The sequence below is a fragment of the Thiothrix sp. genome, from assembly GCF_028714775.1.
Classification (GTDB): Bacteria; Pseudomonadota; Gammaproteobacteria; order Thiotrichales; family Thiotrichaceae; genus Thiothrix.
Genome location: NZ_JAQTLS010000012.1, coordinates 1 through 14565, shown reverse-complemented (window position 1 = coordinate 14565; position 14565 = coordinate 1). Strand labels below are relative to the sequence as shown.

Below are 14565 nucleotides of genomic sequence, written 5' to 3'. Positions count from 1 at the left end.
AACGCACTGCATCCCTACTCATGCCGCAGCGCATCAATCGGGTCAAGCCGTGCGGCGCGTTTCGCTGGCATATAGCCAAACAGCACCCCAATCCCCGCCGAAAACACGAACGACAGCAAGTTAATGCTGGTATTGAAGGTATACGGCACTTGCATGATTTGCGACAGCGCCACTGATGCCAGCGTTGCCAAGGCAATCCCCACCAAGCCGCCCAAGGATGCCAACACCACCGCTTCGATGAGGAATTGCAGCAGCACTTCGCGTTCCAATGCGCCAATTGCTAAGCGGATGCCGATTTCGCGGGTACGTTCGGTGACGGAAACCAGCATGATGTTCATGATACCGATCCCACCCACCAGCAAGCTGACCGACGCCACCGCCGCTAGCAAAGCAGTCATGATTTGGGTCGTGCCAGACATGGCTTCGGCAATTTGACGGGTATCTTGTACGTTGAAATTATCGTCCTTGTCTTCCCCCAAACGGCGGCGCTCGCGCATCAGACTGGTTAACTGCTCTTTGACGCTGGTGATGTCGTTTTCATCCTTGACCGAAACTTGGATACTGGAAACGTTTTGGTTGCCCGCTAAACGCCGTTGCACCGCTTTGATCGGCATGATGACGGTATCGTCTTGGTCACGCCCCATTGACGCTTGCCCTTTGGATACCAAAATCCCGATGATTTCGCAGGAGAAATTGTTAACGCGCAGGCTTTCACCCACGGGTTGTTGCGTACCGAACAGTTCACGGCGAATGGTTTCACCGATGATGCACACGGTTTGCCCTGCTTTTTCTTCGGCATCACTGAAGGTACGGCCTGAAGCGATTTTCCAGCTTCCGGCGATGAAGAAATCGTTGGTCGAACCCGTGATGCTGGTTGACCAGTTGTTCGCCATTGACACCACGGTGGCGCTCTTGCTTACTTCCGGCGCAACCGCTGCGAGACCCGTAATTTGGTTACGGATGGCTGCCACATCTTCAAGGGAGAATGGTGGGGAGCCGCTAGCGCCTCCACCCGGAGGCCCCATCATGCGTTGCCCGTTACGGATTTGCAGCAAGTTACTGCCAAGGCTGGATACCTGATTTTTCACCGCTTGGGTTGCGCCATTGCCCAATGTCACCATCGTGATGACAGCCGATACGCCAATCACAATCCCCAAAATGGTCAGGAACGAGCGTAACAAGTTGCGGCGGATTTCGCGTAGGGCGAGTAAAAAGCTGCTCCATAACATCAGGTGATCTCCCGTTTGCGCACATCGCTGTCGATGTTGCCGTCGACGAAATGGATAATGCGTTTGGCGTATTCCGCCATATCCGGCTCGTGCGTCACCATCAGCACGGTAATGCCTTTGTTTTCGTTCAGATCGGTAAGCAAGGCCATGATTTCGTTGCTAGTTTTTGTATCGAGGTTGCCCGTTGGTTCATCTGCCAGCAGAATGGTGGGATTGGTGACAATTGCCCGTGCAATCGCTACGCGCTGCTGCTGCCCACCGGAGAGTTCCGCCGGGGTATGATGCCCCCAGCCTTCCAACCCGACTTGTTTCAAGGCAGCTTGCGCTGCGGCGTGGCGTGCTTCGGTCGGTTCGCCGCGATACAGCAGCGGAAGTTCCACATTTTCCTGTGCTGAAGTCCGCGCCAACAGGTTAAAACCTTGAAACACGAAGCCTAAGTAATGCCGCCGTAACAGGGCACGTTCATTGCGCGATAAGCGTTCCACATGCACATCACGAAACAGGTATTCCCCGCCTGTGGGCACATCCAAACACCCCAGAATATTCATGACCGTGGATTTGCCGGAACCACTCGGCCCCATGATGGCAACGAAATCACCTTGCTCAATGGTCATATCGACCCCCAGCAAGGCCAGAAAACTGGCTTGCCCTTGCCCGTAGGTTTTGGTGATGCCATGCAATTCAATCAGGGCACTCATGGCACGCTACCCACGCTTTCGGTGATGACCTGCATTCCGGCTTTCAAATTACCACTGATGATTTCGGTCATTTTCCCATCGCTAATGCCGGTTTTAACTTCAACGGCAACGGGCACGTTATTTTCCAGCACCCAGATTTTTTGCATCCCATCGGGGCTGGCGGCGGAAGACGTACCGTTGGGACGTTTCTTTTGCCCCCCCATACCCGGTGGGCGTGGCATCAGTTTGGAAATAAAACTGCTGTTAGCCGGGGCGGTAGTTGCAGCGGCGACTGGCGGACTAAAGCGCAAAGCTGTGTTGGGAACCAGCAAAACGTTTTCCCGCGCTTCGGTCTTGATGGTCGCCGTTGCAGTCATGCCGGGGCGCAAGGTCAGGTCAGTATTTTGCACCGCCAAAACCGTAAGGTAGGAAACCACATTGTTGGAGGTATCCGCGCCCAAGCTGATGCGGGTAATTTCGGCGGGGTATTTGCGCCCCGGCCATGCATCTACGGTGAATTCGGCTTTCTGCCCTGCTTTGACTTGGCCTACATCGGCTTCGTCTACGCCGACTTCAACTTCCATTTGTGCCAAATCTTCCGCCAAGGTGAATAAGGTGGGCGCAGACAAGGACGATGCCACGGTTTGCCCCGGTTCGACCGTGCGGGTCAGCACTACCCCGTCAATTGGGGAGGTGATGCTGGCTTTACCAAGATTGGTTTGTGAGGAACGCAATTCGGCATTGGCGGAAGTCACCGTGGTTTTGGCGACAAGTTCATCCGCTTGGGCGCGTTCCAAAGTGGCAGATGCGGAATCCAGTTCCGATTTAGCGGGCAGTTTACCGCCGGAAGCGCTGTATAACTGGCGCAAGCGGCTGAGGTTGGTACGGGCTTCTTTCACCGTCGCGGCAGCTTGTTTGACCTTGGCTTGGGCGGAAGCCAGCGATGCTTTGCCTTTGGTAATGGTGTCGTTCAACTGGGTGGTGTTGAGGCTCGCCAATTTCTGGCCTTTTTTCACCACGTCGTTGGCATCAACCAGCACTTCATCGACCGTTCCGGAAAGTTCCGTGCCAATATCCACCTGATTTTTAGGCTGTAAATTGCCTGTAGCCGTGACCGTTACACTGAGGTTGCCGGTTTTCACTTCCGTGGTTTTAAAACTGGTTTGGCTATTAGAGGCGGGCTTAGTGAAAAAGTAATAGCCCGCCCCGATTGCCATCAGCACTGCCACTAACAGGATGATAAGTTTCTTACTTTTCATCGCCAGTGGCTTGCTGCCACCCGCTGCGAGGACGGCTTGTACGGAAGCATTGCTGGTCGATTTATTGCTATTGTCCATGAGATAACTCCTACCATGCACCGCCAACGGCTTTGTAAAGACTGATGAGGGATTGGGTGTTTTCGGCCTGTACCGCGAGCAGGCTTTCCTGTGCGCTAAGGGTGTTACGTTGCGCATCCAGCACGTTTTGGAAATCTGCCGTGCCCGCATCAAAGCTCAATTTCGCCAGCTTTTCGGCACTACGCGCCAATTCTAGGTTATTCGCCAAAATCGGGCGTTGCTGGGCTTGCGCTTGCAGGCTGGAAAAGGCATTTGCCACGTCTTGCAAGGCCACCAGCACCGCTTTTTGGTAGCTGGCAACGGCTTGTTCGCGGGCAGCATCCTTGGCAACCACTTGCTGTTTCAACTTGCCACCGTCAAACAGCGGCGCACTGATGGAAGCCAGCAAGGAACGGGCAATATTCGCGGGGTCGAACAAATCCGAAAAGCTCACGCTGCTGTAACTGAGCGAGCCACCGAGGTTGAAACTGGGGTAACGGTTGGCCTGGGCTTCCCCCACCCGCAGGCTGGCGGCTTGCACCTTGTATTCGGCAGCGCGAATGTCGGGGCGTTGGCGGATGGCATTGGCGGGGATATTGTTTGCCAATTGTACCGCTGCGCTAGGAATTGCACCGCCACTTGCCAAGCGTGAAACCAAGGCTTCTGGGGGTTTGCCGGTGAGGATGGCAAGCGCGTGTTGGCTTTGCGTCACGGTATTTTCTAGCGCGGGAATTTGCGCTTGCGACTGCCCAAGGCTGAGATTGGCCTGATCGGCTTCCAAACCGCTGGCAAGCCCCGCTTGTTGTTTCAGCGTGATCAAACGCGCGGTTTCGTTACGGGCAGCAAGGCTTTGGCGGGAAACTGCCAAGCGGGCTTGTGCCAAGCGTAAGTTGACGTAGGAGCTGGCAACTTCCGCCGCCAGTGACGCTTTCACGTCTTCCAAACTGGCTTGGGTGGCTTGTAAATCAGCATTGGCAGCACTGCTGGCAAGGCGGTTGCCGCCGAAGATGTCGAGCTCCCAACTGGCATCGAGGTTGGCGCTGTAACTTTCCTTACTGTCCGTATTGCGCCCCGACATCCCAGCCGACAGGCCGGGTAATAGGCTTGCCCCGGCAATCACCCGTTGGGCGCGGGCAGCACGCAGGCTGGCTTGTGCCGTTTTGATGTCAGGGCTGGCCTGTAAGGCTTCTTGGATCAGGGAAGTCATCAGCGGATCGTTAAACTTTTGCCACCACCCTGCTTGGATTGGGGCGCGATTGCTGGCTTTTCCCCCCTGAATAACGCTGGAAGTGTCGCTGTTTGCGCTGTCACGGACGCTGGTTGCGGGGGTGCAGGCAGCGAGTGCAACGCACACCGCCAGCCCTGTTAGTAAGAGACCCGATTTATGCAAGGTCATGTTATTACCGCCTGTCATTATTTGCAGATGTTATTAAGTGTGGCGCACTTATCCGTAAAGGTGGGTAAGGTGAATGTAAAAAAATGTAAACGCTTGGTCGATTACGTTAAGGCCAAGAAAACTCGTGTAAAGGAATGTAAAACCGCTTTTTTCACCAGCCAATACCCGTGATCATACGCCCAACAGATTTATTTACACAGGAGATTCGACATGGATACTAACACCTTACGCCGTTGGGCAACCCCGCTGACCATTGGGGCATTCTTACTGATGGCTGTAACTGGCGTACTGATGTTCTTTGAAATTCGCCTTGGTTTAGTCAAATTCGCACACGAATGGCTGGGCTGGATTATGCTGCTGGCAGTAGGTCTACACGCGGCACTGCACTGGAAATCCTTCAGCCGTTATTTCTCCCAAAAATCCGCTGTTACCATTATCGCTGTATTTGCGGTCGTAACCGTTGCTGCCATGCTGATACCCAGCAATGAACAAGGACGCAGTGGCAGACCGGGCGGTATGCAAGCCGCACAAGTGCTGATGAGCGCACCACTGGAACAAGTGGCGGGCATTACTGGCACAACCGTGGAAGGTTTGCGGGCGCAACTGTTAGGCAGCGGGCTGGAAGTCGCTGAAACTGCCACCTCACTGGAAGACATCGCCAAACAAAACCAACGCAATCCGATAGACGTTTTGAATGGGGTGATTGGGGGAAAATAGAGACTGTAAAGCATTCTCTGCAATTTCCACCGCTTATCCCTTGTTCAAATCGAGAATTTGCTGGGCTGCCCGCAAGCCCGACAGGTATGCGCCGTGCACACTGCTGAAATGCTTGCGTTCGGTGGCTTCTCCGGCAAAAAACACCGTATTCCCCAGACGTTCTGCCAGATGGTCGCGCATGTCCGGTGTTGAACCGATGCTGTTGAAGGAATATGCGCCACGAGCAAACGGGTCGGCATTCCAGCGGGTAATCTGGTAATCGAGCGGATCAGGGATGGCGTTGCCGAACAGGGTACGCAAAGTTTGCATGGCATCAGCGACGATTTGCGCGTCAGACCACTGTTCAATGCGTTTGCCCCGCTCTGCCGCATTGAAACCCAACAATACCGACCAGCCAGCCACGCGCTGCAAACTGACCCATTCCGTCCACGCGCCCGGTTCGGTAGGGATGTATTCCAGCCAGTCTTGATCATCAGGCCAGAAGGCAGTGGGGAAGCGCAGGTAACACTTGTTCAGCGTTCCCATTCCCAGCGTGTCAATGGCGGTTTGCTTACGCGCTGGCAAGGGCGGGGAAAACGCAACCTGCCCGGTTTTCAGCACCCCCAATGGTAGCGTGATAATCGCATGATCTGCCTGCAACTCACCCCGGTCAGTCTGTATGCTGACTTGCGGATTTGACCATTCGAGTTTTTGCACGGTGTGTTGCAGTTTTACATCCAGCCCGCTGGCAAGATGTTCGGTTATCACCTGATAACCCTTACTGAACAGAGTATCGTCGCCCCGGAAAGCGGCTGCGGCATCGTACCAATACGCCGACAACTCATGGATTCCGCCTGCATATTCCTGTTCCAGCGTGCTGTTGAAAATGAACTGTGCCAGTTGGTGTTCACGCACTGTCAAACTATCCCAACCCAGCGCCTTGTGGACAGCCGCTTGCACCGATTGATCTTGGTTGGCGGATTGGGCAGATTCCAGCGCGGTGTCGATACGTTGCTGCCAGCGTTCCAACTCACGGGTTTCAGCATCACTCAGCGGCTTGCCTTGGCTATTATACGTGAGGGTGTTGTCATAGCGGGTGGTCAGGCGAGTTGCTTTGATCTGGTCAGCTAACGCCGACAAGGGGTTATCTTTTGCGCCATGAATCCAGCTTGCCCCCAAATCCACCGGCATTTGCTGCCAGCGGTTGCTCGTCCATAAACGCCCGCCCAGCCGGTCACGTGCTTCGACCACAGTGACGGAATGCCCTTGCTGGTGCAGCGTCTGCGCGGCAGTTAGCCCAGCAATGCCTGCCCCGACCACGACAATGCGTTTGACGGAAGCGGCAGGTAGTGGTGTAACGGTGCTACCTGCCAGCAAGCCCGCGATCAGTTGTAAAAATCTTCTGCGGCTCATCGGATTTGTTACCTCGGTTCTTGTTGAGTAGTGCAATGAATCCCGCCGCCACCCGCCGCTATGCCATCAATGTTGATTTGCACAATGTCACGCTGCGGAAACAACTGCTTGAGCGTGTCATGCGCAGCTTTATCAGCTTTGGCATCGCCGAATTCTGGCGCAATCACCGCGCCGTTACATACGTAGAAATTGATGTATCCGGCAGCAAAGTCGTCGTTGGCATAGGCCGGGCGGATATTGCTGGGGGCAGTCATCACCGCGACTTCCAGCCGTTTACCGTGTACGTCGGTGGCGGTTTTGAGGATTTCCAAGTGGCGTGAGGTGATGGCATGATCGAACGATTGCGGGTCAGGATCATAACCTGCCACGACCACACCGGGGCGAGCAAAGTGGGCGTAAAAGTCAGTGTGTCCGTCAGTGATGTCTTTGCCTTTAATACCCGGTAGCCAGATGATTTTTTGCAGTCCCAGTAAGCGTTTGAGTTCGGCTTCGCAGTCGGCTTTGCTGACACCGGCGTTGCGATTGGCATTCAATACGCAGCTTTCGCTAATGATAGCAGTGCCGTGACCGTCGACTTCGATACCGCCGCCTTCTAGGATCAAATCAGTTTCCAGCAGTGGCACACCCGCAATTTCTGTGATCAGCGGAGCGACTTTTGCATCCTGTTTAAATGCCTGCTTTTCACCCCAGCCGTTGAAGTTGAAATTGACCCCCGCTTTTTTGCCAGCCGAGTTGGTGACGAAGACTGCGCCCGTGTCACGCATCCACAAATCGTCCAGTGGCGCAACGATCAGTTTGACCACTGCTTTTCCTATCAGGTCGTGGGCAAGGTCATAGTCGGCTTCGCGTACCAGCATCGACACGGGTTCATAACGGGAAATGGTGGTGGCAATGTTTGCCAGATTGCGGCGCACTTCTGGCAACAGCTTTTTACCCCAGATAGTTTGGGATGCGCCAAATGCCATCCAAGTACGGGTGTGGGGTTCGCTTTCGTCGGGCATTCGCCAGCCGGTGGTGACGGGTTCAGTTGCCCACCCTCGTTGCATACTGATAAGGCTTGCAGTCGTCAAGGCGATATGGGTAAGAAAATGGCGGCGGTTTAGCATGGTAACTGTCCGTACTGATGTTCTTTGAAATTCGCTTGGGGCAATTGGGGAAAAATAGTTGCCCAATCAACCACGCGGGTGATGTTGACGGTGCAAATCCTGCAAACGGGCTTGGGCAACATGAGTGTAAATCTGCGTGGTAGACAAGTCACTGTGCCCCAGCAACATTTGCACCACCCGCAAATCCGCCCCGTGGTTCAATAAATGGGTGGCGAAAGCATGGCGCAAAGTATGCGGGGAAATGTGCCGAACAATCCCCGCTTGCAGTGCATAACGTTGGATCAGCACCCAAAACATCTGCCGGGTCATGCCACCGCCCCTTGCCGTAACGAAAACATGCTCGTCGATGCCCTTGCCGTGCATAAATACCGGACGGGTTTCGCGCAAATAGGTTTGCACCCATTCATGCGCTTCTTCCCCCATCGGCACAAGACGTTCTTTGCCACCTTTGCCGGTGATGCGGATTACGCCGTTTTGCAGCGAAATTTCATTCAGACGGATACCCACCAACTCAGAAACGCGCAAGCCCGTGGCATACAGCAACTCTAGCATCGCCCGGTCACGCATTCCCAGCGGATTGCCGGTATCCGGGGCATTCAGTAAATCATCCACCTCTTCCTCCGATAAGGTACTGGGCAATGTGCGGCCTTGGCGGGGTGCTTCGATTTGGGCGGAGGGGTCATCCTTGCGCAGGTTTTCGCGCACTAACCAACGGTAAAATCGCCGCAGGCTGGATAATAAACGCGCCGTAGTAGCTGCTTTTGTGCCTTCGCCTACCCGTACCGCCAGATATTCGAGCAGATCGCCCCGACTGGCTTGTTCGAGCGAGACTTTGCGAGCATCTAGCCAGTGACACACCAACCGCAGGTCACGTTCGTAACTGATAAGGGTATTACGGCTCACGCCGCGCTCTGACCAAAAAGCGTCCACAAAGCGGTCAATTAATGCCTGATTAAGGCAAGTTAAGCGAATCATAGCAGGTAGGGATTTTTTTACAGGCTTCATGGTCTGATTGGCGAAGAGTTAAAACAACAAGCAATCCTTACACTAAAAAGGGGTCGAGCATAATGACTAATAACGAATACCAAACGTTGGGGATGAACCAGCACATGCTGCGGGAATTCCGGGCGCAATGCAACCAACGGGAACAAGAAGCAGCAGATGCGCAAAAAATCAAAATCGAATACCCAAACTTTGGTAATGAAGTGTTGGCTTACCCGATTTTTTCCAACCATGCCTGCAACGACCAAAGCGCGGAAGAATTGCTGAGCAGCGGTATCCAAGAAGAAGATTGCCAGCGCTGGCACTTTTTTTACGCCCCCGACCCCAACAAATTGCCACACGAATCCCGTTGGGAAGCCATGAACCAAGAGTTGGCGGAACTGAAATCCCGTTACCGCAACATGACTTCGCCGCGCTTGGCGGTTTTTACTGGGGCGATGCTGATGATTATTGCACTGGTAATGCGTGGGCATTTCCTATTGCCGATCCTGCCGATTTTGCTGCTGGTCGGGTACTGGCGTTATTCGGAACTGGGCTTGCGGCAAGCACGCCACGACCTGATTACCCACCTGAAGCAAATGGGTGCGTTGCATGAGCAAAAAGAAAACATCAAATTCCAGCTTGATAGCTTGCCCCCGCCTGCGGAAGTCACGCATTTGAAACAGCGTTACCAACAAGCGGTGGAGCAACTGTTACGCAATACCCTGCTGCATGTCTTACGCCCCCACGAGCTAGGCAACTTGTCAGAGGTGTTGCAGAAATACCGCTGGGAAGGTTTTATCACGGAAAGCTGGGGATACCTGCAATTGCCCTTGAAAGCCCAAGAAAACAGTGAAATCAGCCAGATACTACTGGACGAAGGCAATATTACCTTGACTGCCCTGCAACGGGAGCTGCACGGACGCAAAGGTGAAACGCTGTTCCGCGTGCAATACCTGCATGTGTGGTTATTGACGGAAAGCGGCCTGTTGCACGGTTACGCCTACTACGACCGGGTAATGGATCATTTCTTGTACGAGCAGCACGAATTTTACCCGTATGCGCAACTGAGCTATAGCCGTGTGACGGAACAGCCGCTACCGGAGCAGGCAATCATCAAACAACGCTTGCCTGATGAATTGCAGCGCCGTTATTTCCGCCAACCCTTGACGATCTTATCGGTAGGAACCACGGCGGGGAAAAATTATGAATGTGCGATGCTGCCTGCGACTGAACGCCCATCGCGCCAGAATGAATGGCTAGACCGTTACGGGCTGGATACTGATGTTAGCCGCCTCAATCGCCGCCTGCATGAACGTATGTACGGTTCAGCACAAGCAGCGTGAGGGGATTGCTTACAGCGCCATTAAGGCTGCCATTTTTTCCGCTGTCGGGCGTTCAACCACGCCCTTTTCAGTGACAATGGCATCAACCAAGGAAGCCGGGGTGACATCGAACGCCGGGTTCCACGCCTGTGCCTGAAGTGCAGCAATACGCTGGTTGCCAACGTTGAGGATTTCTTCTGGGGCACGCTCTTCAATCGGAATGTCGTTGCCAGTCAGGGTTTTCATGTCGATGGTGCTGGTTGGGGCAACCACCATGAATTTGACCCCGTGGTAACGGGCATTGACCGCAAGGCTGTACGTGCCAATTTTATTGGCTACATCACCGTTGGCGGCAATGCGGTCGGAACCGACGATAACCCACGATACTTTACCCTGCCTCATCAAGCTAGCCGCCGCACCTTCGCAAAGCAAATGCGCCGGAATCTTATCTTTCACCAATTCCCATGCGGTCAGGCGCGAACCTTGCCACCACGGGCGGGTTTCATCGGCGTAAACGTGCTCAATTTTGCCGTTACTGTAAGCGCTACGGATGACGCCTAAGGCTGTCCCGTAGCCACCAGTCGCCAATGAGCCGGTATTGCAATGGGTCAAGACCCCGTGGGAACGCGGGATCAAGGCACTGCCCAACTCGCCCATGAGGTAGTTGGCTTCAATGTCTTCTTGGTGGATGCGCTGGGCAAGCTCCAGCAACGGGCTTTCCGGGTCACTCTCAATGCTGTCGAGCGCCGAACTCATGCGCTGCAACGCCCACATCAAGTTGACGGCAGTCGGGCGGGAATTCATCAGCAGGTCTTTTTCCGCATCCAAACGCACACGCCAGTCGCCCGGATACTGTTTGTAACTCTTGCGGGCAGCCATCACCATCGCATAGGCAGCCGCAATCCCAATGGCTGGCGCACCGCGTACCACCATGTTGCGGATGGCCTCCGCCGTGTCTTCTGCGCCGTATAATTGCACATACTGTTCGTTATGCGGCAGTTTGCGCTGATCCAGCAAAACCAGATGATTATCTTTCCATTCAACGGCACGTATCGAATCGTGTTGACTCATGATGATTTTCGGCATAAATAGGTTGGTTTAAAGTGGCAATCTTACAACACCCCCATGGAAATTGAATTACTGGTTATCCCCGAGTGGGTTATTACTGTCAATTCCGGCAATCAGGTACTGCGACACCACGCTGTAGCAGTCGATGATAGCAGGATTGTAGACATACTGCCTGCCTCGGAAGCAGAAAAACGTTATAAACCCCGCCAAGTTGTGGCGTTACCGCAACATGCTTTGCTGCCGGGGCTGGTGAACGCGCATACCCATGCAGCAATGGCCTTGCTGAAAGGTTTAGCGGACGATTTACCGTTGATGGACTGGTTACAAAACCACATTTGGCCTGCGGAAAGCCGTTGGGCGGATGCTGAATTTGTCTACAATGGTTCACAATTGGCGATTGCGGAAATGATCCGTTCCGGCACGACGTGTTTCAACGACATGTATTTTTTCCCGGAAATGACCGCGCAGGCAGCCGATGAAGCCGGTATCCGCGCCTCCATCGGCCTGATCGTGATCGACTTCCCCACCGCATGGGGCAGCGGCCCGCAAGAATACCTTCAAAAAGGCTTGGCTCTGCACGACCAATTGGAAAGCAAACCCTTGCTGACCACCGCGTTTGCCCCACACGCGCCTTACACCGTGTCGGACGAACCGCTCAAGCAAGTGTTCCACCTAGCCTGTGAAATGGACATTCCCGTGCACATGCATGTCCACGAAACGGCGTTTGAAGTGCAGCAAGCCTTGGCGCAAAACGATGCAGCCCCACTGGCGCGTTTGGAAACCCTCGGCCTGCTCGACAAACATTTCCTCGCGGTACACATGACCCAGTTGACCGACGAAGAAATCGAGTTGCTGGCAGAAAAAGGTACACACGTCATCCATTGCCCCGAGTCTAACCTCAAACTCGCCAGCGGTTTCTGCCCTGTCGCGAAACTGCTGGCTGCGGGCGTCAACGTTGCCTTGGGCACTGATGGCAATGCCAGCAACAACGACCTCGACATGCTCGGTGAAATGCATACCGCCGCGCTCATCGGTAAAGCGGTTGCCCACGACGCCAGCGCCATCCCCGCCACCCAAGCCTTACGCATGGCAACCATCAATGGCGCTAAAGCCTTAGGGCTAGACAACACCATCGGTTCGCTGGAAATCGGCAAAGCGGCGGATATGCTTGCCGTCGATTTGGGCGTGTTGGAAACCCAACCGCTGTACGACCCGATTTCGCATCTGGTGTACTGCGCCAACCGCAACCAAGTGACCTACACCTGGGTAGCGGGCAAAGCGCTAATGGCAAACCGCAAACTGACTACGCTTGATGAAACCGCCCTGATCGCCAAAGCGCGTTCATGGCAACAAAAAATTCAAACGGTGTGAAGGCTATTTACCTCGTTTCATGACTTCAAAAGCAGGACGCAACATTTCCGCCAATAGCATAGAGCCGCTGGCGGAAAGGTGATTGCTATCGGAGTATACGGATTTACCATTATAAGCTATACGACACTTGCCATCTTCTCTACACAAATGTGGCAGCGGGTCAAGTAAATGAATGCCATATTTTTGGCTCAACTTTTCAAAGAAAGGGCGCAATGAAGCTGCACGTTCTGGATAGGGATTATCTACCCATATATCGGTCTCGCCAGCACTATGAAATGCCAGCCAACGTGGCACAGTTCTATCCATTTCAGGCACAGGTAATACCAGCCAAATACGCTTACCTTTTGCAACTAATGTTGCGACAGACCTTTCTAAACCGTATTCAAATGCCAATTTTGGATCAGTCATTGTACTTGATCTCAGTTTAGAAACCGAGACTCCATCATATTTTGTGTTACCATAAATGCTTTCAGCCCATCTTCCCGCTAAAAACACATCTTGGATAGGTAACTCATCAAGTGCCCTCAATGAATTTTCATTAAACTCCTTCCATTTTTTATTATACAATGACGTAGCATTTCCCTTATATACATCTAGCAAAAAAGGAGAGTTACTCAAACTTGTTTGCAAACCTTTTAATGCATATTGATTTGCCAATCTTGCAAAAACAGGAACAATCGCATTAGCATGACTACTTCCCAAAACAATAAATTGCGGCTCTATTAATAACAAATGACCAAACATACAATCTTTTACAGAAAGCGGGGTATGATGGCATTTTTTAGCCAGAGGATTCATATCATTCACACCCTCCGCATAGACAATAGCCTCTGGACTAATAAGCCTTGGAAAATCATTACTTAACCAGAAACTCGCGCCGGTTATAAATAACACTAGTTGCGCCGTAACAACCCATTTGACCAAAGATTTGCTAGGACGAATAGGTAAGCGACGTGCGGGTTGCTCAACCCATTGCCATGTTAAGTAACTCAATACAAAGCACAACACCAGCAATAAAAGCGTTTCATACCAAGGAATCATATCAGGAGAAAGCACGTAAGAACGCAGACTGAACAAGGGCCAACGCCATAAATAAATAGGATAAGAAATCAAACCAATACCAACAAAAATTTTCCAAGACAAAAACCGAGAAACCAAGGTTTGTCGAAAACTATGGAGATGAATCAATAGAGCCGTTCCAAATACTGCCACCAATTGGTGAATAAAAGCAATTTCACCTATAGTGCTACCAGGTATTACCACACTTGCCAATATAACCGCCAGCGCCATAAAAGCCAACCACTCATAGTTATTGATTGTTGATTGTTTGCTGTTGATGACTGGTTGATAGTTAAAATGAAAGTAGGCCAATCCAACTCCACACAATAATTCCCAAGCACGCGATGGCGACCAATAAAATCCTGCATTAGGGTGAAATATCGCCGACCAAACAGCCAAGCCAAAAGACATCAACAATGCACCAACCAATCCCCATTTCACCCAAAGTGAAGACATATAACGAATCAAAATAAATAAAAATAAAGGCATTAACAAATAAAACTGTTCCTCAACACCAAGAGACCATAAGTCCAACAAAGGATTAGCATCGACTGATGAAGCAAAATAATTTCCCGAAGCACTCCAAATACTAATATTAGGAATTATTAAAACAGTGGCTAGCACATGCCGACCTAAAAGTTTGAAGTCCTCTGGGAGTAATACAAACCAACTCAGCCCCATAGTCACCATCAACATAACAGCCAAGGCGGGCAAGATACGTCGGAATCGGCGTAAGTAAAAAGTGCGAAAGGAAAATTTGTCATCCTGTATCTGTCGCAAGATGATGCCTGCAATCAAGAAACGAGACTGTAAACTGAACTGTGTAACTGCTATATAACAGCGGACCCCCCGCAAGGAGCAGTCACATGGAAACCCTTGATCCCGTCCTGATGGATGAGCTTTTAACCGATTGCAAAACGCCCGCTGA

The 14565-nt window shown here is 52.4% G+C and carries 12 protein-coding genes; 3 read left to right on the top strand and 9 right to left on the bottom strand.

Features of this window, described 5'->3' with window-relative positions; all coding sequences use genetic code 11:
- Positions 1–14: 14 nt before the first annotated feature.
- Genes PHE17_RS12505 through PHE17_RS12490 form a run of 4 tightly spaced genes read right to left on the bottom strand, consistent with a single transcriptional unit; the run spans position 15 to position 4618 of the window.
- On the bottom strand, positions 15–1229 hold the full coding sequence (locus PHE17_RS12505; protein ID WP_301016198.1) for an ABC transporter permease: 1215 nt from the start codon (positions 1227–1229) through the stop codon (positions 15–17).
- Positions 1229–1927, bottom strand: coding sequence for an ABC transporter ATP-binding protein (locus PHE17_RS12500; protein WP_301016197.1), 699 nt, complete (start codon positions 1925–1927; stop codon positions 1229–1231). The genes PHE17_RS12505 and PHE17_RS12500 overlap by 1 nt, the downstream gene beginning before the upstream one ends.
- Positions 1924–3243, bottom strand: a complete 1320-nt coding sequence (locus tag PHE17_RS12495; RefSeq protein ID WP_301016196.1) for an efflux RND transporter periplasmic adaptor subunit — start codon at positions 3241–3243, stop codon at positions 1924–1926. Before PHE17_RS12495 ends, PHE17_RS12500 begins: the two co-directional genes overlap by 4 nt.
- Positions 3244–3253: 10 nt before the next feature.
- Positions 3254–4618: an efflux transporter outer membrane subunit gene (locus PHE17_RS12490; RefSeq protein ID WP_301016195.1), complete on the bottom strand. Its 1365-nt coding sequence runs from the start codon at positions 4616–4618 to the stop codon at positions 3254–3256.
- Between the two features lie 210 nt (positions 4619–4828).
- Here PHE17_RS12490 and PHE17_RS12485 point away from each other — a divergent pair, with 210 nt between their 5' ends.
- Positions 4829–5335, top strand: a complete 507-nt coding sequence (locus PHE17_RS12485) for a DUF4405 domain-containing protein (protein ID WP_301016194.1) — start codon at positions 4829–4831, stop codon at positions 5333–5335.
- Between the two features lie 33 nt (positions 5336–5368).
- On the opposite strand, the gene PHE17_RS12480 is transcribed toward PHE17_RS12485, so the two are convergent.
- The 3 genes from PHE17_RS12480 to xerD form a co-directional block, all read right to left on the bottom strand.
- Positions 5369–6727 carry an FAD-dependent oxidoreductase gene (locus PHE17_RS12480; protein WP_301016193.1) on the bottom strand — a complete coding sequence of 453 codons (1359 nt, stop codon included), beginning with the start codon at positions 6725–6727 and terminating at the stop codon, positions 5369–5371.
- Positions 6728–6735: 8 nt separating this feature from the next.
- Positions 6736–7833 carry an agmatine deiminase family protein gene (locus tag PHE17_RS12475; RefSeq protein ID WP_301016192.1) on the bottom strand — a complete coding sequence of 366 codons (1098 nt, stop codon included), beginning with the start codon at positions 7831–7833 and terminating at the stop codon, positions 6736–6738.
- A 66-nt stretch (positions 7834–7899) separates the two neighbouring features.
- Complete coding sequence (gene xerD / locus PHE17_RS12470; protein ID WP_301016302.1) at positions 7900–8808, bottom strand: site-specific tyrosine recombinase XerD; 909 nt, start codon at positions 8806–8808, stop codon at positions 7900–7902.
- A 92-nt stretch (positions 8809–8900) separates the two neighbouring features.
- On the opposite strand from xerD, the gene PHE17_RS12465 reads away from it, so the two are divergent.
- Positions 8901–10160: a hypothetical protein gene (locus tag PHE17_RS12465; protein ID WP_301016191.1), complete on the top strand. Its 1260-nt coding sequence runs from the start codon at positions 8901–8903 to the stop codon at positions 10158–10160.
- Between the two features lie 9 nt (positions 10161–10169).
- On the opposite strand, the gene mtnA is transcribed toward PHE17_RS12465, so the two are convergent.
- On the bottom strand, positions 10170–11210 hold the full coding sequence (gene mtnA / locus PHE17_RS12460; protein ID WP_301016190.1) for an S-methyl-5-thioribose-1-phosphate isomerase: 1041 nt from the start codon (positions 11208–11210) through the stop codon (positions 10170–10172).
- Positions 11211–11264: 54 nt separating this feature from the next.
- Between mtnA and PHE17_RS12455 the strand changes: the two genes are divergently transcribed.
- On the top strand, positions 11265–12578 hold the full coding sequence (locus PHE17_RS12455; RefSeq protein WP_301016189.1) for a TRZ/ATZ family hydrolase: 1314 nt from the start codon (positions 11265–11267) through the stop codon (positions 12576–12578).
- Between the two features lie 3 nt (positions 12579–12581).
- On the opposite strand, the gene PHE17_RS12450 is transcribed toward PHE17_RS12455, so the two are convergent.
- The coding region (locus tag PHE17_RS12450; RefSeq protein WP_301016188.1) for an acyltransferase family protein at positions 12582–14565 on the bottom strand (1984 nt) is incomplete at its 5' end.

Coding starts and splice junctions, on each gene's coding strand:
- PHE17_RS12455 (WP_301016189.1), top strand. CDS start 11,265: ATGGAAATTGAATTACTGGTTATCCCCGAGTGGGTTATTACTGTCAAT.
- xerD (WP_301016302.1), bottom strand. CDS start 8,808: ATGATTCGCTTAACTTGCCTTAATCAGGCATTAATTGACCGCTTTGTG.
- mtnA (WP_301016190.1), bottom strand. CDS start 11,210: ATGAGTCAACACGATTCGATACGTGCCGTTGAATGGAAAGATAATCAT.
- PHE17_RS12475 (WP_301016192.1), bottom strand. CDS start 7,833: ATGCTAAACCGCCGCCATTTTCTTACCCATATCGCCTTGACGACTGCA.
- PHE17_RS12480 (WP_301016193.1), bottom strand. CDS start 6,727: ATGAGCCGCAGAAGATTTTTACAACTGATCGCGGGCTTGCTGGCAGGT.
- PHE17_RS12505 (WP_301016198.1), bottom strand. CDS start 1,229: ATGTTATGGAGCAGCTTTTTACTCGCCCTACGCGAAATCCGCCGCAAC.
- PHE17_RS12490 (WP_301016195.1), bottom strand. CDS start 4,618: ATGACCTTGCATAAATCGGGTCTCTTACTAACAGGGCTGGCGGTGTGC.
- PHE17_RS12495 (WP_301016196.1), bottom strand. CDS start 3,243: ATGGACAATAGCAATAAATCGACCAGCAATGCTTCCGTACAAGCCGTC.
- PHE17_RS12485 (WP_301016194.1), top strand. CDS start 4,829: ATGGATACTAACACCTTACGCCGTTGGGCAACCCCGCTGACCATTGGG.
- PHE17_RS12465 (WP_301016191.1), top strand. CDS start 8,901: ATGACTAATAACGAATACCAAACGTTGGGGATGAACCAGCACATGCTG.
- PHE17_RS12500 (WP_301016197.1), bottom strand. CDS start 1,927: ATGAGTGCCCTGATTGAATTGCATGGCATCACCAAAACCTACGGGCAA.